Below are 20,714 nucleotides of genomic sequence, written 5' to 3' on the forward strand. Positions count from 1 at the left end.
CGCTCGTAAGAGCAAACGTGATGTGCCTGGGAACTTGAGTGAATATACTTTGCAGTTAAGTCTATTTAATCAAGAAAATAACCATCCCGACAGGGATTCGTTATGAATCTCCTCGGCTTTAGCCAGGAGAGCGTCAACCTAAACATAAATAGTTTAATTTATTAGGAGGAGTAAATTGTATGAATTATCTTAAATTAGTGGTTTCTATTGGTATTTTTTCGACAGTTTTTACTTTGAATTTTCCTGGGTTTGCTATGGAAAATGATGTGACTATAAACTCGGTAGAAATTGCTCAAAATAGAGATCCAGAAACCTATGTTAAGGTTCAAGACATTAATAGTTTGGTGATGCAAATAAACGAAGGAGAGTATCAATTTCGGGGTATATTAAGACGCATAGGATCTAAAGAATTTATCGGTAATGATCGTCAATCTCGTGTGGTTTTTAACCCTTATGATGGCCATGTAATGGTATTTAATGTTGCTACAGGAACGGAATTTTATAACTATTATATTGATCCTGTTTCTGGTGTGGGAGAAGATCCAGATACTATGTGTGATCCCGAGACAGAACCCTGTTAAATGTCATAATAGAATCATCACTCTTATCATTGTTTTAAGTTAATCCTAAATCTATGCAAACGCAAAATCTCCCTCAGACCACTTCTTCTCCCCTGATTTCTACCTTTCCTGATAGAGTTGCTACAGTTACTCGGACTACTAAAGAAACCGATGTTTCTGTTAGTTTAAATTTAGATGGACAAGGAAACTGTACAGCAGAAACTGGTATTCCTTTTCTTGATCATATGTTAAATCAAATTTCTTCTCATGGCTTAATTGACTTAGAAGTTAAGGCAACTGGAGACATAGAAATTGATGATCATCACACCAATGAAGATGTAGGAATAACCTTAGGTCAAGCATTAGGAAAAGCTTTAGGCGATCGCAAAGGAATTGTCAGGTTTGGTCATTTTTTAGCCCCTCTAGATGAAGCATTAGTTCAAGTTGCTTTGGACTTTTCCGGAAGACCCCATTTAAGTTATGGTCTACAAATTCCTACCCAAAGAGTAGGGACTTATGATACACAATTAGTCAGAGAATTTTTTGTTGCTATTGTTAATCATAGTCAGATGACTTTACATATTAAACAAATGGATGGTATCAACTCTCATCATATCATTGAAGCCACTTTTAAAGCTTTTGCAAGATCCATGAGAATGGCCTTAGAAATAGATCCACGTCGCGCCCATTCTATCCCTAGTTCTAAAGGTGTTTTGATGGCATAATTTTTCGGGTTTAATAATTTACATTGATATTATTAAACCCTTAAGCTATTAAGCATCTAAATTACTATAAATATTAATAATTATTTATTGAAAATTACTATTTTCTAAAATTCTCTTTAAACTATTCTAACTAACAGAAAATGCTTATTTTTTCTTAAGAAGATTATTCTTAGATTAAAGTTATAATAACAGATAATTGCCTCTAAAAACTTGAGTTTAAAGGCAAATTGTTTTTTTCAGAAGTTTGCTAACTTTTAATTACAAAAAAACTTCTGACTTCTGACTTCTGACTTCTGACTATGTTACCCATTAGAGACTGTGTTCAACAAACCCCTGGTTATGTTCCTGGAGAACAACCCCAAACCACAGATTATGTTAAATTAAACACCAATGAAAATCCTTATGCTCCTCCTGATGAAATATTTAATAATTTAGAAGAAGAATTAAAAAAAGTTAGGCTATATCCGGATCCAGTTTCCACCAAACTACGGAAAGCAGCAGGGGAAATATTTGGCTTTTCTCATGAGCAAATTTTAGCTGGTAATGGTTCAGATGATATCTTAAATATTGCCCTCAGAACCTTTGTTAATCCTGGAGAAACGGTAGCTTTTTTAGACCCAACATACTCCTTATATGAAACTATTACACGGGTACACGGGGCTAAGATTAAGACCATTGCAACTAATGATAATTTTGAGTTAGATAGTCCTTTAATTTGTCCTGAAGCGAAACTAATTTTTGTTGCTTCTCCTAACCCTCCCCTTGGCAAACATTTAAACCGTCAATATCTAAAAGAAACCTGTGAACAAGCAAAAGGAATTGTCTTGATTGATGAAGCTTATGTGGACTTTTCTGACGAAAATCACTGGGAATTCATTAAACAATATGAGAATGTGATTGTTTCCCGTACTATGTCAAAAAGCTACAGTTTAGCAGGAATGAGGGTAGGTTTTGCTATTAGTTCTCTAGCAATTATTGAACAAATGAATAAAGTTAGAGACTCTTATAACTTAGATAGAATGGCTCAGAAATTAGGTGCTAATTGTTTTCAATTTCAAGACTATTTTCAAAACATTTGGCAACAAGTTAGAACCACTCGCACCCGTTTAATGACTTCGTTGAGAAATCTAGACTTTTTTGTGTTTGATTCTGATGCAAATTTTGTTCTTGCTTCTCCTCAGTGGATAGAAGCATCTCAACTATATACTAAACTAAAAGAGAGAAAAGTTTTAGTTAGGTATTTTAAACATCCTCGTATCAGTAATTATGTTAGGATTACAGTGGGAACCGATGCAGAAATTGACCGTTTATTAGAAGTAATTGAAAAGCTCAAAAATGAACTATGAAACCTTAGGCTTAAGAATAACATTAGCCAATAAATTAGCCGATGTATCAGGGGAGATTATTAAACAATATTTTCGTCAAAGTAATATAGAGTCAGAAACGAAAATAACCGAAGTTTCCTCTATTGTTACAATTGCCGATCGCCTAGCAGAAAACGCAATGGTGGATCTGATCAAAAAAGAATGTCCTGAAGACGGAATTATTCGGGAAGAAGGAGAAGATATCAAATCAAAAAATGGTTATGCTTGGGTACTCGATCCCATCGATGGAACCTCTTCTTTTGTCAAAGGATTACCCATTTTTGGTACATTGATCGGCTTAGTTGACCTCAATAATAACTTACCCTTATTAGGATGTGTAAATCAACCAATCTTACAAGAAAGATGGTTAGGAATAATAGGAAAACAGAGTATTTTTAACCAGCAAACTATCAATAATACCTACAAAAATAACCGTGATTATCCCCTAACAGAAGCTTGTCTTACTTCCACCACTCCCCTAATGTTTATTACCCCTCGTCAAAAAGCGATCGCCTCTAGTTTACAAAAGGTGTGTCGTCGCACTGCTTTCGGAGGAGATTGTTACAATTATGTATCCTTAGCAATGGGTTGGACTGCTATGCCCATGATTGTTTTAGAATCAGATTTAAAGTATTATGATTTTTGTGCCTTAATTCCTGTCATAGAAGGGGTTGGCGGAATCATCACAGATTGGGCAGGAAACACCCTTAACAGCCATTCTACAGAAGTTTTGGCCGCTTCTAACCCAAACTTACATCAACAAGCTTTAAACGTTATTTTGAGTCAATTTTGAGAGAAACTAGCCCTTTCAGGTTTTAACCTAATGTCGGGCAGAATTCCCTTATCCACGCTTAGGTTAGGGATGAATGCCCGACCAGTAAACAAACTGCGAAGCATCCATATTCCAGAATCTTGTGTTACAATCAATCTTGGTTGCGACCCACCCGAACGTTGGACTATCAGACAGCCTAACATCAAAGTAAAGTAGTAATACTTTCGGCGCAGAAACACTGTCAGATCGGGGAAAGAAATTACTGAAGAATAAAAAAGTAGGCAGCAAGAGCGTAAGACCAAACAGTGATTTGTGGAACAAGAAATAACTCTTGCGGAAGGCGAGAGTCTGCCTGTGGAGGATGTGTTAGACCAAAATAAGACTTGTCTTATTGAGGCAACGGCCAATGAGACGGGAAACCTCGAAGACGAATAAAACCGTCCTTGAGTTGAGTTGTGGTTGGGAGGCCCCAACTTCAGCGAAGCAAGTTGGGGTACTTCACGAAAAGTTAGTATCTTTCTCAGTGGGGAAAAGCGAACTATCTAAGCCTCACTTACAGTTATTTACACGGTTTATTTTACTTACGTTGATAACTGCTTGCTCGCTTTATCCCCATTCTAACCAATCAAAAATCTTCTCTAATTGAGTTATATCAATTAAACCGTATTTCCATAGCTGCATCGGTACTTGAGCAGGAATAGCTTGGGTGTGTCGCAGAGCTAAATTAACTTCTTCTGCTGGGATGTCTAGTTCGTCTTGTAAAAAAACAATTAACTTTTCTAACATAATTTAACTTTTCCTGATTTTATCTTTGATAGGGATGGGAATCATCACCGACTCAGTTTTTTCCTGAGATGGTTTACTTCTGAGGGCCATAGCGATGATGGCGATGGTAAGAAGTTCGATGATCACGTTACTCATATTTCTGAGCCTCTTGTAAACTTATGTAAATTATTTTAATCATTATGTAAAAAAATAGCAAGGAATCTTGTCAAATTCCTTGCTGTGTGTTACTCATTTCTTAAATTTTAAGCTGCCATCAGTTCGGGTTCTACTACCTGCGATCGCAATAACCGTTCCATAATGGCGTGAGGTTGACGGCCATTGGCAACGATAAGACGATGGGAGAGGACGTGAGGGGCGATAAATTTAACGTCATCGGGGGTAGCATAATCTCTTTCTTCGAGGAATGCTACTGCTTGGGTTGCTCGTTGTAAAGCTACGGTCCCTCGAGGACTGACCCCTAAACTAATATCATCATCTGTACGGGTTGCTCTAACAATACTAAGCATATATTGCTGTAGGGACGGGGCGACTTTCACCAAGCTGGTTAAACGCTGTAATTCCCAGACATCTTCTGGGGAAATACAGGGTTTTAGTTCCTCAACCTTAGCTTGTTGCAGTTGTTTTTGTAACATTTGCAATTCTTCTGCCTCACTAGGATAACCCATACTTAAGGAAATTGTAAAGCGATCCATTTGAGCTTCTGGTAAGGGGAAGGTTCCTTGAGATTCAACGGGGTTTTGAGTGGCGATAACAAAGAAGGGGTTGGGGACTTGACGCGCTTTTCCATCGACGGTTACTTGTTTTTCTTCCATCACTTCTAGGAGTGCAGACTGGGTTCTGGGTGTAGCGCGGTTAATCTCATCGGCCAGTAAGACGTTGGCAAAGACGGGCCCGGGTAAAAATTCAAATTCTCTACTATTAGGGTTCCAGATGTTGGTTCCGGTTACGTCGGTGGGGAGTAGGTCAGGGGTACATTGAACCCGTTGAAAGCGTCCGTTAATGGAACGGGCCAAGGATTTAGCTAGGAGGGTTTTTCCTACACCGGGAACATCTTCCAGTAATGCGTGTCCCCCACTTAATAAAGCGACGATAACGAGACGAATGGGCTTTTCTTTCCCGACTATGGTACGACTAAGATTATCTGTGAGGGCAACAATTTTATCTCTCATAGGAATTATTAAGGATAACTGAATATATGATCCATTCTTAAGTTGCCCATTTTCTTGGTTAAATTTTACATTTGGTTAAATTTTAGGACCGTTTACCTCTAATTATTTTTTCGGTTGTGTTTAGGTTGGGTAGAATTTTGGGAATACTGATTTTATAGTTAATGCAAATAGAAATGATACTAAAAGTGCATACTGTATTGTCACAATAGTGAGTAGGTTGCTCACATTACTCTGTCTCAATCTTATTTGAAACTACTATAACTTTGAAATTCAAGGGATATCATCCCTATGTTGCAACCTGAACAAATTTTTTGCGATCGCTATCAATTAACCCAATGTTTGGCCAATAATGCGGGTCGTCAAACTTGGTTGGCTACTGATATTATTTCATCTCCTCATCAATCTGTTATTGTTAAATTATTGGCTTTTCATCCGGAAATGCACTGGGATGATTATAAATTATTTGAACGGGAAGGGGATGTTCTCAAGCAACTTAATCATCGGAAAATTCCCAGTTATCAAGATTATTTTACTATCGAAAAAAAGGGTGATGAAAGTCTTTGTTGGTTTGGTTTAGTTCAAGAGTATATTCCTGGCAAAACGTTACAGCAGTTGTTAGAAGAAGGGAAACATTTTACGGAAGAACAGGTTAATAATATTGCGGTTCAAATTTTAGAAATTCTCGAATATTTACACGAATTTTCCCCGCCTATTTTACACAGAGATATTAAACCGAGTAATTTGATTTGGACTGAAGATGAACAGATTTTTTTAGTGGATTTTGGTGCGGTTCAAAATGCGGCTGCTATTGAGGGTGTAACTTTTACTGTTGTGGGAACGACTGGTTATGCACCCCTGGAACAGTTATGGGGAAAAGCTGTTCCTGCATCTGATTTATATGGGTTAGGTGCAACTTTAATTCACTTATTAACGGGTGTTTCTCCTATTAATTTACCCCAGGATAATTTAAAGATTCAATTCAGCGATCGCCTGAGTGTTGATGGGTTTTTTATTAAGTGGATTGATCGTTTAATTGCTCCTGATTTAAGCAGTAGATTTAAGTCGGCACAAGAGGCGTTAATTTCTCTGAATAGTAAACGTTTACCTAAAGATAGTTTAAGCTCTGTTGTTTTACCTTTTGAAAGTAAAATACAAATACAAGAATCTTCTCATCAATCTCTTTTATCTATTCCTGGAAAGTTCTTAAATTTATCTTTGAATACAACTGATTTAATTCCGAAAACAATCAAAATTGTTTTAGATTTAATTAAATTATCAGGAATTGTTTTGGGTTTTGTGATAGCTGTAAGTTTTGGCTTATTTTTCTTGAATATGTCTCAATATTTTACTGTTTTTATAAGTCTCTTTACTGCATTCTTTAATTTTTTGTTGGTGACTCATCTTGTTTTAACACCTGGTATAGTTATTGTTTACAATTTTCAAAAAAGGTCTAAAAAAATAAGAGTTGTATTTAAAAAATTATATAGAAAGTTAAAAAAGACATATATTCCGCAAATAGCAATGATATTTTTTCTGATGTTTTTGCGAAGTTTTTTTGCTCTTTTTATGTTGATAGTTGTTTATTTATTTTGTGCTTATCTAGTATTTATGATGTTCAAGTTAGAATTAATAGTGATAAGTCAGTTATTCGAGAAGATAAACAAATTATTTAATTGTATCTTTTCTCATAAAATAATTTCGCGCTTACTAAATAATTTGAGTAGTTTAGTTTTTCTAAAATTTGGTTTATTTACTCACTATGAGATAAATATCTATTCTGACTATAAGTTGATCAGACTCACAAAAAAAATTGCTAATTTTTCAAGAACAAAATCTTACCATATTTCTCAACTTAAATTCTTTTATATTGATAAATTTAGTAATTTAATTATTCAAGAAAAGAAATCAAAAAGAAAAGAAAAATATTATTTATTCCTATCTCATCAAGAAAAATTATGGATAAGTCATTACTTAAACAATCATTTAGAAACAATTAATAATTCTATAGCTGAAAAATCCACGATGGAAACTTATCAAGATGCTAACACTGTTCAAAATTAAAACTAATCACTCTTATTAATCATTATCATGGTAACTCTTGACACTATTCTCAATCAACGCTATCAACTACAAGAAAAACTCAGTCAATATGCTGGTAGAAAAACGTGGAAAGCAATTGATTTAGAAACATCACCTCAAAAAGAAGTAATAATTAAACTATTAGCAATTAATTCTGAAGTTACTTGGGAAGCAATTAAATTATTTGAGAGAGAAGCACAAGTCCTTAAAACATTAGAACACAAAAATATCCCCCATTATCTAGATTATTTTACCCTGGAAAAACAAGAAGAATCAGACTTAACTTGGTTAGTAACAGTACAGGATTATATACCAGGAATATCCTTAAAAAGATGGCTAGATAAACATCATAAAATGACAGAAAAACAAATCTGTCGTATTGCCTCAGATATTCTGGAAATATTAATCTATTTACATGAATTAAATCCTCCAATTATCCACAGAGATATTAAACCTAGCAACCTAATTTTAGGAAAAGATGGTCACGTTTATTTAGTTGATTTTGGGGCAGTTCAAGATAAAACACGCCAAGAAGGTGTAACATTTACTATTGTTGGATCGAATGGTTATGCACCCCCAGAACAATTATGGGGTCAGGCAATAGCGGCCTCAGATTTATACGCATTGGGGGCAACTTTAATACAATTACTAACAGGAAAAAATCCCTCTTCTCTACTACATAATAATCGTTTACAGTTCAGTCATGAAGTCGAATTAAGTCCTAATTTAATTGCATGGTTAGATCAATTAATTAATCCTGTTCCAGAAAAGCGAATCCAATCATCTCGTCAAGCTTATGAACAATTACAATTAATTATAAAAGCTAACAATAACAAAGAGCAAAAACCTGAAAATTCCTTATTTAAAAAGTTAATAATTAGCGGTATTTTATTATGTTCTACAGGATTATTATATCTTACCTATCAAAAATATTTGATTCCGCAAACAGTAGTCCATTTTTTACCTATGGAAGTGAAGCGGATATTACGTTCTCAACATAAATTTCTCACTTATCAAGGTATAATGCCAAGAGATTTAAAAACAATGGAAAGAATTCTCAAATTGTATAGCAGAGAGTTAAATCAGTATAATATAGAATACAAAAAGACTCCTTTCACTGATCAATTTATCTACAAGTTTCATACAATTGATCGATCTACAATAATCACTTATGGCCTTCCCAAAAAAACTAACCGATGGACTCCAGCTGTTGTAGGAATATTTCATTTTCATGGGGTAGAATACAATGTTAATAAGGTTATTTGCATCACAAATGATCCCGTTGCTAAAATTGAAGATATACCCTTACTACTTATGACAATCAAAAATCAAAAACGTTACTTTAGTTGTCCAAAAGGGACAAAAAAATATAATTAATAATGGATAATGGATAATGGATAATAGATAATGGATAATGGATAATGGATAATTAATAGTTGTAATTTCGAGGAACAAGAAATATATTTAATATCTTAACCCAAATGGGTATGAATATAAATTATAGCTTTTCTCGGAATCATGAGGTACACCTAACTCCTGCCTCCTGCCCCCTGCCTCCTGCCTCCTGCCTTAAAGGGATAACCTCCGTAGCTCACAAGTATGAGAACTGCTATAGTATGTTCCTTGTTCCTATTGTTGGAAAGATTAAGACTTCAATCTTTCAACTTTAAAGACATTATCAATAGTTTTACCTTCGGTTTTTTCCTCCCATCCTAACTCGGTTAAAAACTTTTCTGCTGAAGCAGTTTCTACTACATCAACTCCCCATTCACCAGTTTGTAATGTGTCCGGAGAGTCACTCAAAGGTGGTGTTTTTTTTACTCCAGCTAAAATCAAAATATCAGGAAAATTATCATCCTTATTTTGATGACTTATACGCTTATTAACTAAAGCATCTGCACACATTTCTCCTATCTGTGGAGGAGAAAAACTATTTTTAGGAAACAAAATTTCTACCATCCAATGAGGATGATTAACTTGACGACATTTAACCCCATCATATTGACTCAAACCATCAATAAAGACTTGAGTAAATTCCTGCAAACTTAACTCAGGAAAGATATCATTAGAGATATCAAAATTATGGGACAATAACATTCTTCCTGTTTCAACTTCACTCATATTTTTTAGTGATTCCTTTTTCCTGGTGATTGACCAAACATTGAACATTGAACATTAAACATCTTTCATTTTGGTTTCAAGCCTCTCCCTTTAGAGAGAAAGAAGTTTGGGAGAGGTTTCAAGCCTACTTCCAAAAGAATCATAAATGATAAATGTTAAATGAAATGACTGCTATATAAAGCAACATTTTAATTATTTTAATCCATTACCAGAACAATCTTTGTTTAATTTTTAAAGAAGATGCTGTCTTTTTTTGCTTAATTCTTGCTTCGTTCAACTCTTTATAAAGAATTAATTTTTGCCTTTTCAGTTTTGCCTTTGCGAAGCGCGTGGCTATATATTACAGGTTACAAATCTTTGCGCAAGAGAATAGAAGTACAATAAAAGTCTACCAGACCCTCCACACCCGTCGTTGGGAAAGTGTCCTATAGGGGTTGTTTCTTCTAATATCTCATAGAAGTGTTTATATTCCACATATTCTCCATCTTTCATCCATCCAACGCGATGGCAAAAAGTATTCCAGTTATTATCATAGATATATGGCCTCGCTAATTCTTGCCAAATCTTTGTCTGTCTACTAAACCCAAACTTTCCTTTACTATACTTTACCCATAAGTTATCGATCCAAAGTAAATCTTCACAGGGAAAGGTATAAAAATCTTCAGGGTCAAATAATTGGCCTGCTTCTTTCCCAACGGTTTCAATCATCAAATTATAGGTTTCAGAATCAGCATCTTTGAATTGCTGATTTTTGAGAAGTTGTTCTAGTTTTTGGTAACGAGCATTTTGTACAGTAGGGGCAAGAGATTGTAATTGGACTTCTATTTCGGGGTCAAGTTCACGGGTAGTTTCTTGGAAACATTGATAGGCTAATTGATTAGCTTTATCGGTGTTTAGATTTAATAAATAACCAATAAAGTCAGTAGGATTTTTAAGTTGTGCAGAATAAAGAAGAATAGTATCTTTCCACCATTGTTCTTGATAATTGGCGTATAGTATTTGTTGTTGGTTAGTTCGTTTAATTTCAGCGGCCGCTAAATACTCTTGAAAATTTTTATGTGCAAATTCGTATTGGTCATCAATTTTCAGCAATAATTCACTTACTTCTTCAATTTTTTTGAGAAAGTTTGTAGCAGAAACTGATTCATCGATAGAAGCAAGATAGTTTGTTAAATTTTCAAGCAGTAAATCTGGGTCAATTTTTGTTTTATTTTCCTGCATCATCAATAACGCCAATTGCTGTAAAACTTGTTGAGTTTCTTCTAGTTCTAAGGGCATTTCTACTTGTTTAGCCAGGGGTCTATCTCCTAGTTGTAAGCGAACAATAGAACGAAATAAATCAGTCCGTCTAGATGGTAATTTTTCTTGTGGATAATTAGCATCCAAATTAACAATCATATTAAGAAGAAGAGGAATTTTTGCAAAGTCACTTAAGGGGTTAATTTCATCTTCAATAGGTTTAAGTTGTTGACTTAAATGGGCAGCCTTTCGTTGCGCTTCATTGGGGTCTGGTTCTTGACTAATATGGTTTTCCCAACTTAAATACCATTTTTCAATAAAACGGTTTTGTAGGTCTTCATTTAGAGGTTTGACAAATAAAGGAGTTTGGGGTTTATTTTCTGCTTGATATTGATGATAACCAGCCGGACGAGAGGTCAAAATAAAAAAAGTATTAGAATACTTCTTGAGTTGTTGACTAATCCATTCACTAACGGATTTTTGCCATTCTTCTTTGACTTCATCAAAACCATCTAACATAACTAGCATTTTACCGTCCTGTAAATGATTTTTAGCCCAATTAGGAGGTAATTCAAGACTGTCTCCACCGGCAAGATTAGGAATATGATGCTTTTCAATCAGAGTTGGTAAATCAGGGGCTTTTTTATCAGCAATTAAGTTTTGCCATTTTCTCAAATAAAGCAAGACAGGTAATAATTTTGGAGCGTTGTAATCCTTTTGTTTATAGAGATTCTTGGTTGTATAAATATAGGTAATATGACGAACTAAAGTAGTTTTTCCTAACCCCCCTTTTGAAATAATTACTAATGAGCGATAAAGTGGATTTTGTTCTGCTTTTCGTAGGATATACCAAATACTTAAATCCTTGTGTATATCCTCATTTTGAGTTAAATTACGTCTCCAATTAAATCCTTGTAACACTGGAGGAGTAAGTCTTCCTTGAGAATCGGGGAATAAATTACCGCTTAATTCAAGTGGAACAAAAACGTCACTTAATTTAGGTTTAAAAGTATTAAGTCCTTCGGTTTTTAATTGTAAACATTCTTTCCCTTGACATTTTAGATATTTATCATCAGTTCCAGCTAATTGCCAGCGTATTGTTTCGGTAAAAGCTTTAGTTATTTGTTGTTGCCAAGACATCAAATTATCAACATCTTGCCGTCCTTTTTCTTTAAATACTTCTCCTAATCTTTTGATAAAACTTTCTGTATAGTTAGCCCAAATTACTGTCACTATCATAACGGGAAACGTAAGAACAGCAATAACCCATTCTTGTTCAAGTAAAGCGTAAATAAACGTTCCCCCACTACCACCCAATGGCATCCACTGAATTAACACTTGGGCTGATTTTTGAGGTATTTCTCCGAATAAATTACCGAGACTATTTATAAAGTTTTCGGCGTTTTCTCGCTCTTTTGAGAGGGGATATGATGATGTTTCTTTTTCTGGCTTATCTGGCTTTTCAGAACTCATAAACTATTCAAAATCGCTTTCATAATTATACTCACCAATAAACTCATACTTATACTTAAGGAGAAGATACTTTAGCTTTATCTTCAGTGGAAATGTTTGAAACAAACTCAATTTTCACTCTCTTGTTAAGAGCATGGGCAATTCGATTAAGCATGGATAATGAATGTCCTTCATAATCAGAGTCTTCTAAACGGCAAATTACTGAGGCTGTTGTTCCTACTAAATCAGCTAATTTCCGTTGAGATAAATTAGCTGATTCACGCATTTCTCTAATTTTACGAGCTACATCATCATTAACTCTTGCTTCAGATAGAGCCACAAGTCGTTCTGGTTTATTAGCATAAAACTCTTGATGAATAATTGATAATGCGTCAGAAGTTTCTTTAGGTGTCATTGTTTATTCTCCTTTGATATGTGTGAGCTTCTGGATTTTGCTCAAACTTGTTTTTAAAAGCGATCGCACGTTCTATTTCTCCTATAGGCACAGCTTTTTCCTTGACAATACCATGAGACAAAATTGCCACACTATTCCCATAAAAAAAATAGAGAATTCGATAGTTAATTCCCTGTCTTCCTATCCTTAGTTCATAGATTTTATCCCTCAAGTAATCTGCTTCTGGCCTTCTTAATTCGTGACCTAGTGAAGCTAATCTTTCGATTTTCACCACACATTTGTCTTGGACTTTCGGGGGTAAATCACGCAACCATTCAAGCACTGGAACCGTGCCATCATCGTCAAGGTAAAAAATAATTTTAGTTAAAGGCATAATTCTTCCCCCTCATTTATGTTCGCAAAAAAACGAACAATTTTCAATATGAGTTATTGAGGTCAAAGAGATCCCATGAAGTTAAGAAACAAATTAGCAAACCCTCTCTCAGTCTCCCAGTCTCCCAGTCTCCCAGTCTCCCCACACTCCCCAGTCTCCCAATCTCCCACACTCCCCTATACTTTAGCCCTTAGCTGTCTTTTTCCAGGGTAGAATGTCTGCTTCATTGCTTTCTCTTGCTACTCGAATTAATAAAGCTGCTAAAGTTAAACTAGCTAACGTAGAACTTCCCCCATAACTCCACAAAGGAAAAGGTAAACCAGTGGTAGGTAAACCCCCCGTGGCAACACCAATATTTAACAAAGCTTGTCCCACCATCATCACCATTACACCAATAGCAATTAAACGTTTTGCCCGATGCACACAGTTAACAGCAACCCTCAACGCACAAGTAGAATAAGTTAATAATAATAAGAGTAAAATAATGCTACCCACAAAGCCAAATTCTTCCGCATAAACAGAGAAAATAAAATCAGTGTATTGGATAGGTAGATAAAACAATTTCTGCACAGACTGTCCATAACCAACACCAAAAGTTCCCCCTGAACCCACGGCCATCAAACTTTGCACTAACTGGTAACCATTACCCAAAGGGTCAGCCCAAGGATCGAGAAAAGCTGTAATCCGTTTACGCTGATATTCCCGTAAACTAATACTAACAAAAGCCGTTAATAAACCCCCTAAAGCAGTGGTGGTTAAATACATGGCAGGGATACCAGACGCTAAAGCTATCAACCATAAACTCATCCCACACAACGCAGTGGTACTTAAATTAGGTTGCAATAAAATACAGGCTAAAATTACACCAAAAATTCCCACCCATTGCAGTCTTACTCGCCAAGGATGACGTTCCCAAAAGCCAAAAATATAGGAACTTTGTATTACTAAAAAAGGTTTCATCAGTTCTGAGGGTTGGATCAAAACAGGGCCTAGTTTAATCCAACGGGTTGCCCCATAAACTTCGTGGCCTAACCCTGGAACTAAGGTGGCTAAAATTAATCCTAAGAGGATATAAATAGCGAAAGGGGCAAGTTTGATGAAGTATTGTAGGGGCGATCGCACAATAAGATTAAACCCTTGTAACCCGATCCAGATCCAAATGCTTTGACGAATTATGTAATGCCAACCGTTGCCAGTTTCTGCTAAAGCAACGGGATAGGAAGCGGAGAATAAGGTAATTAATCCGAGAGATAGCCAAAGAAAGGTTAACCAACGCAAAAAACGCGCTTGTGCAGACCATTTCTCTACAGTGGGGTCGAAAATAGGGATAATATAGCTAAGCATTATCAACCAAATCAGAGTTAAGAGGAGTAAAGTTTTTGGTCTAATCCACCCAATACCCTGATGTTGAAAGCTATATTATTGTTCCATTTTTTTTATTAATTCCGCAACTTTTGCCTTAATTTCATCTCGAACACGATAGAAAGTTTCTATGGGTTTTCCATCGGGGTCGTCTAATTCCCAATCTTCAAAAATATCCCTTAATACCCATTCTTGAGGTAAGTTAACTCCACAACCACATAAAGAAATCACTGCATCATAATTATCTGGATCAAAATCAAGCAAAGCGTCCGATGTTTGGTCAGTAATATTAATCCCTATTTCGTCCATAACTTGAATAGCAACAGGATGAACTCGACTTGCTTCTAAACCTGAACTGGTGACTTCAATTTTGTCTTTTCCTAAAGTTTTAGCGAACCCTTCTGCCATCTGAGAACGGCAAGAGTTACGTTTACAAACAAACATCAATTTTTTCATGATTCTTACCCTAATTTGAGTTATTTTTCTTTGCGTTCACTGTAGCGATCTGTCAAATAATCTACTTTATCTCTTAATAATAAAGTAAATTTATAAAGTTCCTCCATAACATCAATAACTCGGTCACGATAAGGAGAGTCTTTCATAGTTCCATCTTCATGAAATTCCTGATAAGCTTTAGCCACTGAGGATTGATTGGGAATAGTAAACATTCTCATCCATCGCCCCAAAATTCTCAAACTATTAACTGTATTAAAAGATTGAGAACCCCCACTTACCTGCATTACAGCTAAGGTTTTGCCTTGTGTGGGACGAACAGAACCAATGTTTAAGGGTATCCAATCAATTTGATTTTTTAGGATTCCTGTTACATTACCGTGCATTTCTGGAGATGACCAAACTTGACCTTCTGACCATTGACTGAGTTCTCTTATTTCTTGTACTTTGGGGTGAGATTCTTCTACTTGTCCCCGTAAAGGTAAGTCATGGGGATGAAAAAATTTAACTTCTGCCCCCATTTCTTCAATAATTCTTGCTGCTTCTTCTGCTAATAAGCGACTATAAGAACGCTCTCTTAATGAACCATACAAGAATAAAATACGGGGCGGATGATCAAAATTGCTCATAGAAGTTTTCAATTATTTTTAGTGCAGAGAATCAATACAACGGGGATCGAGTAAGGTCGCTTTTTCGGGATTTCTCGGAAACCAAACAGCCGTTTTTTTACAGAATTCAACTAACATTAACATCACAGGAACTTCAATCAAAACTCCCACAACTGTTGCTAAAGCTGCCCCAGAATTTAACCCAAATAACATGACCGCAGTAGCAATCGCAACCTCAAAATGATTACTAGCACCAATTAAGGCGGCCGGCGCTGCATCTTCGTAGGTTAGGTTTAGTTTCAACCCAGCAACATAGGCGATAAAAAAGATAAAGTTTGTCTGAATAAATAGGGGAACAGCAATTAATAAAATGTGCAGAGGATTATTAACAATTAATTCTCCTTTGAAGGCAAAAAGCAGGATTAATGTTAGTAATAAAGCCGCCACAGAAATTGGGCTTAGGTAATGCAAAAATTGACGCTCAAACCAGTCTTTTCCTTTATGTTTAAAAATCCAATAGCGGCTATAAATACCAACCGCTAACGGTAGCCCAACATAGATTAATACTGACAAGACAATGGTTTGCCAAGGAACAGATAAATTATTAGCAGAAAGTAGCCACTTTCCTAATGGTGCATACAGAAATAACATGGCTAATGAGTTAACAGCAACCATCACTAAAGTATGACCCTGATTACTATAGGAAAGATATCCCCACATCAGTACCATAGCGGTACAGGGAGCAATTCCTAATAAAATACAACCGGCAATATAAGAGTTAGCTAAGGTTACTTCTGAACCTCTAATTATCTCTGTCGCGCTTAAAAGTGGTGCGAATAAATAACCCAAGAAAAATTGAGCAAATACCACCATTGTGAAGGGTTTAATTAACCAATTAATCACCAAAGTTAGGATGACTGGTCTCGGAGTTTTTGCTGCTTGCACTGCTTGAGAAAAATCAATTTTTACCATGATGGGATACATCATGAAAAATAAGCAAATAGCAATGGGTATAGAGACATTATAAACACTCATTGCGTCTAAGGTCTCTGCTACATTAGGAAAGCTTCTCCCTAAGACAATACCAACGATAATACAAACGAATACCCACAAGGTTAGGTATTTTTCAAAAATATTAAGACTTCCCCCTGCTTTGACAGCTTTGGGATTAATGCGAGTGGTCATAGAACATATCAAAATTATTTGATATATTAACGTTACATCAAAATTATTTGATATGTCAACGGCGATAAGTATCCCAGGATACAATCAGCAGAGTTTTTCCCCTGATGGAAGTGTGGGAAGTGTGGGGAGATAGGGAGACTGGGAGATAGGGAGACTGGGAGACTGGGAGACTGGGAGACGGGGGAGTGTGGGGAGATAGAGACTGGGGAGAAAAATATTAATAAACAACTTGTATTTACTATATATTATAAATTTTGTATTTTACACTCTCAATTGATTATATCCTCTTGGTGTAATCATCCAGTTTTTATGAAAAAAGGTGCTACTATTCCCAATCAATACAGTAGTTAACATATCAATATTATGGTTTAACATCTCCTCTAAATTTGTTAATATTATAGTTTCATCTTGACGATAAGCACAGCGCACTAAAGCAACAGGAGTATTCGGATTACGATGTTGTAAAAATATACTTTGTGCTTCTACAATTTGGTTTTGACGAGTTTGTGATCGCGGGTTATAAAGTGCTGTAACAAAATCTCCTATTGCGGCTGATTCTAATCTCTGTTTAATAACTTCCCACGGTGTTAATAAATCGCTCAAACTAATCGCACAAAAATCGTGCATCAAGGGAGTTCCCACCCTTGCTGCTGCTGCTTGTAAAGCCGTAATTCCTGGAAATACTTCAATATTAGGAATTTTACCATTCCAATTTATATTTTTCAATTCTTCTAATACTAATCCAGCCATACCATAAATACCACAATCTCCCGAGGAAATAACAGCAACAGATAAGCCCCATTGAGCTAATTCTATAGCTCTTTGCGCCCTTTGCTTCTCTTTAGTAATGGGTAAAGATTCAATAATTTGACCAGGACGTTGTAAGGATTCAATTAACTCTAAATATAAAGAATAACCAATAATAGCATCTGCCTGATTAATCGCAGTTTTAGCAGCAGGAGTAATCTGTTCTAAACTTCCTGGCCCCATTCCTACTAAATATATAGTACCTTCTTTTCCTGTATATTCTAACTCACTTTGAGCAATAGCAACTGTGACAGCTTCATTATCAGATTTAATAACTTGTTTAGTTACTAAAAGAGAATTTTCTAACTCAATCTGTTCCCTATTCTCTGTTTCCTTTTCCTTGTTCCCTCCATAACTAAACCAATAATTTGCCCCATAAATAGCTGCTGCTTCAGCTACACTAGCAGTACCAACTTCTTCCTTAACCACCTCAGAAGGATTAGGAACTTTTATTGTGTTTAAAACATCACTAGAATAAGTAAACAAAGGATACTGTTTTTCCTGACAATATTCAACAATTCCCACCTCATCTGCTTTAATATCAATAGTAGCAATACCTGCGATCGCCTCTGTAGCTAAATGATACTTTAGACAAACTTCCTCAATAGCAGATTCAATCAACCCTTGAGACGTTCCCCGAATACAACCGATACCCACCCACAACACACGGGGGTACCATTGCACTTTAGGAAAAGTAGAACCTTCAGCAAACTTGCGTTTAGTAGCACTGATCCAAACACGGGCTGCTATAGGAGCATTTTCCTCTATTTCAGGGAATCCAAAGTAAAAATGATGATTTTGAGGTAAATTATCTTGCCAAAGCCTAGAACCAGCTTCTTGTACCACCTGAACCCTTTTTTGAGACGCAATAGCATGGCTTACCCTTGTCCAATCTCCTGGCCCCTTGCGCCAACCAAAAGGCAAGCCTAAAATATCAATAGCGGGTAAATTCAGACTATGGGACGCACCAGTAATGATAGGAGTAGCATTGAGTTGCTGAGCTATTAATTGAGCTAAGCGATCGGCTCCCCCTTGATGGCCGCTGCATAAACTAATCACATATTGACCCTTCGGATCGATAACAATAATAGCAGGGTCAGACCCTTTATCCTCCAACAAAGGAGCAATAAGACGAATAACAGCACCGGTAGCCAAACAAAAGATAAAAGCTTTGTTTTCTGCCCAAATTGTAGCTAAATGAGCTTTGAGGGAATCTTGATAATGACAAGTGGTGCTATCAATTAAAGATAAGGTTTCAGGAACATACAGTGTTGCTCTTAACGATTGACACAGAGGATGTAATAATTGAGTAGATTGAGGTGTAGTAGCGATCGCGGCGATAGGCTCAAAAGCAGCAAAAAGATTCATTAATAATCCTAATTTTCCCAGAAGTCCAAAAGTATGCTTCCTTGCTTATGATACCTTGGAGTTGATTAATTTAGCGATCGCCTTGATCTTGAAGATCATTTATAACGTTCCCTTTAGTTAATTCTAATTCTCTCCACAGATATTCTACTTGACAATAGGCCTCTTCTGAGGGAACTTTCCCACTAGAATGAAGATTAGCAAGAAACCCTATCTTTTGAGCAAATTCTTGTAGTTTAGCGTTAAAAATAACGGTATCATTGGTTGGAGATCCATAATAGGGAGAAATAGGATAAAGAAAATCCTGTTTGATGTTAGATTGCTTCTCGTACATAACTGTTGTCCTTATTGAACATATATTTCAACATTTTTATTGTAGAGTATTTACTTTTAACCAAATCTTAATCTAAAATTATTCTTTATTGTACTTATCTTATTGTCTAGAGAAGAATGCTTATGATTCGCATTGGAATGATGGTGCGTATCATTTCCCCTGAGTATGTGAGGGGAATGGAAGGGCGTATCGAAGCAAGAGAAAATGGGGGAAGGTGGTTAGTTAGATTAGAGCAAAACCCTCTTAATCATGAACCTGAATCTATCATCTTATCTCTTGAGGAATCGGACTTTGAAGTGATGGAACAATGAGCAGTGAACAATAACTGGTAACTGGTCACTGGTCACTGATAACTGAGTTAACTTCAAAATTAATTCTGAACATTAAAGCCAATATGAGGACTCTTACTTTAGAATTAAGCTGATGTGCTGTAAAAAAGCCGACTTTCTATCCATTTAAACATCGAACTATGCGAATATTAGCCCTGGTTCCTGGGGGAATAAGCGAACAAATTTTATTTTTTCCAACCCTGGAAGACCTCAAAATTCAATATCCTAATGCTATTATTGATGTCCTGGTTGAACCCCGTGCAAAGGCAGCTTATCGGGTGTGTCCCCAGGTTAACGAAGTCCTCTTGTTCGACTATCAAGATCGCAGTGGACTAGCTGATTATTTAAACTTATTAGGGATTATCCGCGATCGCGAATACGATCTGGCCTTAAGCTTAGAAAAAAGCTGGAGTATAAGCTTATTACTGTGGTTGAATGGCATTCCTTTGACTGTTGGCTATGGGGACAAACCCACTTGGTTTATTTCCAAAGTCATTCCCCAAAAAACAGAACAATATATTGCTGAGATGTATCATGATCTCATGCAGGGTTTAGGCATTCAATCCACTTGTCCTCCCCTAAAAATAGCCCTACCCAAAGATGATATATCCTGGGCCGAAGCTGCTCAAAAACGCCTTCTCCTCGAGGAAAATGGTTATATCTTAATCTACGGAGGGGCCAGTGAGTCCTATCCTGTGCCTCAATGGACTAATATCATTAACAGGATTCAAGAGAAACAACCATCTCTCTCCATCGTTTTATTGCAAGGGATAGGTGACGAAGCTTGGGTTAATCCTTTACTCAATAGCTGTTCTAACTTAAAGGTGGCACAACCTGGAGATATAGGAAAATCAGCAGCTATGATCGCAGGGGCTAACTTAATGATCTGCACCGATAGCACCCCATTACATTTAGGAGTTGCTGTCGGAACCTATACCGTCGCTTTATTTGGCAAAAACGACCCGAAAAAACAACTCCCAGCCAACGACGACCGCTTTATTGCCATACAATCACCTACCTATAATTTAGAGGATATTCAGGCATCAAAAGTGTTAGAAAAAATTTGGCGAACCTAAACACCCTACTACTCGGGTGACATCCTCCCACGCTAACTGCTAGGCAGTATAGCGTGGGCTTCCCAACTCACGATGGGATATTTCTGCCCACAGAGGTAAGTTACCCCTACGCCAGTTATCTAGGCTCATCACCCCCGACA

At 36.3% G+C, this 20,714-nt stretch carries 21 protein-coding genes; 8 read left to right on the top strand and 13 right to left on the bottom strand.

Annotation, left to right across the window (positions count from 1 at the left end):
- Window positions 1-179: 179 nt before the first annotated feature.
- From QNJ66_RS18960 to QNJ66_RS18975, 4 genes are all read left to right on the top strand, one after another.
- Window positions 180-581, top strand: coding sequence for a hypothetical protein (locus QNJ66_RS18960; protein WP_300509730.1), 402 nt, complete (start codon window positions 180-182; stop codon window positions 579-581).
- Window positions 582-634: 53 nt separating this feature from the next.
- Window positions 635-1,285 carry an imidazoleglycerol-phosphate dehydratase HisB gene (gene hisB / locus QNJ66_RS18965; protein ID WP_300509732.1) on the top strand — a complete coding sequence of 217 codons (651 nt, stop codon included), beginning with the start codon at window positions 635-637 and terminating at the stop codon, window positions 1,283-1,285.
- Between the two features lie 299 nt (window positions 1,286-1,584).
- Window positions 1,585-2,631, top strand: coding sequence for a histidinol-phosphate transaminase (gene hisC, locus QNJ66_RS18970; protein ID WP_300509734.1), 1,047 nt, complete (start codon window positions 1,585-1,587; stop codon window positions 2,629-2,631).
- Window positions 2,621-3,442, top strand: a complete 822-nt coding sequence (locus tag QNJ66_RS18975) for an inositol monophosphatase family protein (RefSeq protein WP_300509736.1) — start codon at window positions 2,621-2,623, stop codon at window positions 3,440-3,442. Before hisC ends, QNJ66_RS18975 begins: the two co-directional genes overlap by 11 nt.
- A 585-nt stretch (window positions 3,443-4,027) precedes the next feature.
- Here QNJ66_RS18975 and QNJ66_RS18980 read toward each other — a convergent pair.
- From QNJ66_RS18980 to QNJ66_RS18990, 3 genes are all read right to left on the bottom strand, one after another.
- The gene (locus QNJ66_RS18980; RefSeq protein ID WP_300509737.1) at window positions 4,028-4,207 is read right to left on the bottom strand and encodes a DUF2949 domain-containing protein; all 180 of its coding nucleotides are present in this window, start codon (window positions 4,205-4,207) and stop codon (window positions 4,028-4,030) included.
- Between the two features lie 3 nt (window positions 4,208-4,210).
- Window positions 4,211-4,342 carry a hypothetical protein gene (locus QNJ66_RS18985; protein ID WP_300509739.1) on the bottom strand — a complete coding sequence of 44 codons (132 nt, stop codon included), beginning with the start codon at window positions 4,340-4,342 and terminating at the stop codon, window positions 4,211-4,213.
- A gap of 107 nt (window positions 4,343-4,449) precedes the next feature.
- On the bottom strand, window positions 4,450-5,376 hold the full coding sequence (locus QNJ66_RS18990; RefSeq protein WP_300509742.1) for a MoxR family ATPase: 927 nt from the start codon (window positions 5,374-5,376) through the stop codon (window positions 4,450-4,452).
- Between the two features lie 288 nt (window positions 5,377-5,664).
- Between QNJ66_RS18990 and QNJ66_RS18995 the strand changes: the two genes are divergently transcribed.
- Both QNJ66_RS18995 and QNJ66_RS19000 read left to right on the top strand, forming a co-directional pair.
- On the top strand, window positions 5,665-7,437 hold the full coding sequence (locus QNJ66_RS18995; RefSeq protein WP_300509744.1) for a serine/threonine-protein kinase: 1,773 nt from the start codon (window positions 5,665-5,667) through the stop codon (window positions 7,435-7,437).
- Window positions 7,438-7,464: 27 nt separating this feature from the next.
- Window positions 7,465-8,832 carry a serine/threonine-protein kinase gene (locus QNJ66_RS19000; RefSeq protein ID WP_300509746.1) on the top strand — a complete coding sequence of 456 codons (1,368 nt, stop codon included), beginning with the start codon at window positions 7,465-7,467 and terminating at the stop codon, window positions 8,830-8,832.
- A gap of 267 nt (window positions 8,833-9,099) precedes the next feature.
- Here QNJ66_RS19000 and QNJ66_RS19005 read toward each other — a convergent pair whose 3' ends face one another.
- The 10 genes from QNJ66_RS19005 to QNJ66_RS19050 form a co-directional block, all read right to left on the bottom strand.
- Window positions 9,100-9,576, bottom strand: a complete 477-nt coding sequence (locus QNJ66_RS19005) for a DUF2656 domain-containing protein (protein WP_300509748.1) — start codon at window positions 9,574-9,576, stop codon at window positions 9,100-9,102.
- Between the two features lie 333 nt (window positions 9,577-9,909).
- Window positions 9,910-12,288, bottom strand: coding sequence for a GUN4 domain-containing protein (locus QNJ66_RS19010; RefSeq protein ID WP_300509750.1), 2,379 nt, complete (start codon window positions 12,286-12,288; stop codon window positions 9,910-9,912).
- A gap of 55 nt (window positions 12,289-12,343) precedes the next feature.
- Entirely contained in the window at window positions 12,344-12,682 is a 339-nt protein-coding gene (locus QNJ66_RS19015) for a helix-turn-helix transcriptional regulator (RefSeq protein ID WP_300509752.1), read from the bottom strand.
- On the bottom strand, window positions 12,672-13,055 hold the full coding sequence (locus QNJ66_RS19020; RefSeq protein WP_300509754.1) for a type II toxin-antitoxin system RelE/ParE family toxin: 384 nt from the start codon (window positions 13,053-13,055) through the stop codon (window positions 12,672-12,674). The genes QNJ66_RS19015 and QNJ66_RS19020 overlap by 11 nt, the downstream gene beginning before the upstream one ends.
- A 183-nt stretch (window positions 13,056-13,238) precedes the next feature.
- A complete protein-coding gene (locus QNJ66_RS19025; RefSeq protein WP_300509756.1) occupies window positions 13,239-14,399 on the bottom strand; it encodes a putative peptidoglycan glycosyltransferase FtsW in 1,161 nt (386 codons plus the stop codon).
- Window positions 14,400-14,474: 75 nt separating this feature from the next.
- Window positions 14,475-14,873, bottom strand: a complete 399-nt coding sequence (gene arsC / locus QNJ66_RS19030) for an arsenate reductase, glutathione/glutaredoxin type (RefSeq protein ID WP_300509757.1) — start codon at window positions 14,871-14,873, stop codon at window positions 14,475-14,477.
- Between the two features lie 20 nt (window positions 14,874-14,893).
- Window positions 14,894-15,499: an arsenical resistance protein ArsH gene (gene arsH, locus QNJ66_RS19035; RefSeq protein ID WP_300509760.1), complete on the bottom strand. Its 606-nt coding sequence runs from the start codon at window positions 15,497-15,499 to the stop codon at window positions 14,894-14,896.
- A gap of 18 nt (window positions 15,500-15,517) precedes the next feature.
- Window positions 15,518-16,663 (bottom strand): ACR3 family arsenite efflux transporter, encoded by a 1,146-nt coding sequence (gene arsB / locus QNJ66_RS19040; RefSeq protein ID WP_300509762.1) that lies wholly within the window; start codon window positions 16,661-16,663, stop codon window positions 15,518-15,520.
- Between the two features lie 261 nt (window positions 16,664-16,924).
- On the bottom strand, window positions 16,925-18,838 hold the full coding sequence (gene cobJ / locus QNJ66_RS19045) for a precorrin-3B C(17)-methyltransferase (protein ID WP_300509763.1): 1,914 nt from the start codon (window positions 18,836-18,838) through the stop codon (window positions 16,925-16,927).
- A 70-nt stretch (window positions 18,839-18,908) separates the two neighbouring features.
- Complete coding sequence (locus QNJ66_RS19050) at window positions 18,909-19,169, bottom strand: hypothetical protein (protein ID WP_300509765.1); 261 nt, start codon at window positions 19,167-19,169, stop codon at window positions 18,909-18,911.
- Between the two features lie 122 nt (window positions 19,170-19,291).
- On the opposite strand from QNJ66_RS19050, the gene QNJ66_RS19055 reads away from it, so the two are divergent.
- Together QNJ66_RS19055 and QNJ66_RS19060 are read left to right on the top strand one after the other, a co-directional pair.
- Window positions 19,292-19,480: a hypothetical protein gene (locus tag QNJ66_RS19055; protein WP_300509767.1), complete on the top strand. Its 189-nt coding sequence runs from the start codon at window positions 19,292-19,294 to the stop codon at window positions 19,478-19,480.
- Window positions 19,481-19,638: 158 nt separating this feature from the next.
- Window positions 19,639-20,574 carry a glycosyltransferase family 9 protein gene (locus QNJ66_RS19060; RefSeq protein WP_300509769.1) on the top strand — a complete coding sequence of 312 codons (936 nt, stop codon included), beginning with the start codon at window positions 19,639-19,641 and terminating at the stop codon, window positions 20,572-20,574.
- The last annotated feature ends 140 nt before the right edge of the window (window positions 20,575-20,714 follow it).

The organism is Crocosphaera sp., assembly GCF_030064895.1.
Classification (GTDB): Bacteria; Cyanobacteriota; Cyanobacteriia; order Cyanobacteriales; family Microcystaceae; genus Crocosphaera.

Coding starts and splice junctions, on each gene's coding strand:
- arsH (WP_300509760.1), bottom strand. CDS start 15,499: ATGAGCAATTTTGATCATCCGCCCCGTATTTTATTCTTGTATGGTTCA.
- QNJ66_RS18985 (WP_300509739.1), bottom strand. CDS start 4,342: ATGAGTAACGTGATCATCGAACTTCTTACCATCGCCATCATCGCTATG.
- QNJ66_RS18960 (WP_300509730.1), top strand. CDS start 180: ATGAATTATCTTAAATTAGTGGTTTCTATTGGTATTTTTTCGACAGTT.
- QNJ66_RS18980 (WP_300509737.1), bottom strand. CDS start 4,207: ATGTTAGAAAAGTTAATTGTTTTTTTACAAGACGAACTAGACATCCCA.
- QNJ66_RS18995 (WP_300509744.1), top strand. CDS start 5,665: ATGTTGCAACCTGAACAAATTTTTTGCGATCGCTATCAATTAACCCAA.
- hisB (WP_300509732.1), top strand. CDS start 635: ATGCAAACGCAAAATCTCCCTCAGACCACTTCTTCTCCCCTGATTTCT.
- QNJ66_RS19055 (WP_300509767.1), top strand. CDS start 19,292: ATGATTCGCATTGGAATGATGGTGCGTATCATTTCCCCTGAGTATGTG.
- QNJ66_RS19000 (WP_300509746.1), top strand. CDS start 7,465: ATGGTAACTCTTGACACTATTCTCAATCAACGCTATCAACTACAAGAA.
- QNJ66_RS19005 (WP_300509748.1), bottom strand. CDS start 9,576: ATGAGTGAAGTTGAAACAGGAAGAATGTTATTGTCCCATAATTTTGAT.
- QNJ66_RS18990 (WP_300509742.1), bottom strand. CDS start 5,376: ATGAGAGATAAAATTGTTGCCCTCACAGATAATCTTAGTCGTACCATA.
- cobJ (WP_300509763.1), bottom strand. CDS start 18,838: ATGAATCTTTTTGCTGCTTTTGAGCCTATCGCCGCGATCGCTACTACA.
- QNJ66_RS19060 (WP_300509769.1), top strand. CDS start 19,639: ATGCGAATATTAGCCCTGGTTCCTGGGGGAATAAGCGAACAAATTTTA.
- QNJ66_RS18975 (WP_300509736.1), top strand. CDS start 2,621: ATGAACTATGAAACCTTAGGCTTAAGAATAACATTAGCCAATAAATTA.
- QNJ66_RS19025 (WP_300509756.1), bottom strand. CDS start 14,399: ATGCTTAGCTATATTATCCCTATTTTCGACCCCACTGTAGAGAAATGG.
- QNJ66_RS19020 (WP_300509754.1), bottom strand. CDS start 13,055: ATGCCTTTAACTAAAATTATTTTTTACCTTGACGATGATGGCACGGTT.
- QNJ66_RS19010 (WP_300509750.1), bottom strand. CDS start 12,288: ATGAGTTCTGAAAAGCCAGATAAGCCAGAAAAAGAAACATCATCATAT.
- arsC (WP_300509757.1), bottom strand. CDS start 14,873: ATGAAAAAATTGATGTTTGTTTGTAAACGTAACTCTTGCCGTTCTCAG.
- QNJ66_RS19015 (WP_300509752.1), bottom strand. CDS start 12,682: ATGACACCTAAAGAAACTTCTGACGCATTATCAATTATTCATCAAGAG.
- QNJ66_RS19050 (WP_300509765.1), bottom strand. CDS start 19,169: ATGTACGAGAAGCAATCTAACATCAAACAGGATTTTCTTTATCCTATT.
- arsB (WP_300509762.1), bottom strand. CDS start 16,663: ATGACCACTCGCATTAATCCCAAAGCTGTCAAAGCAGGGGGAAGTCTT.
- hisC (WP_300509734.1), top strand. CDS start 1,585: ATGTTACCCATTAGAGACTGTGTTCAACAAACCCCTGGTTATGTTCCT.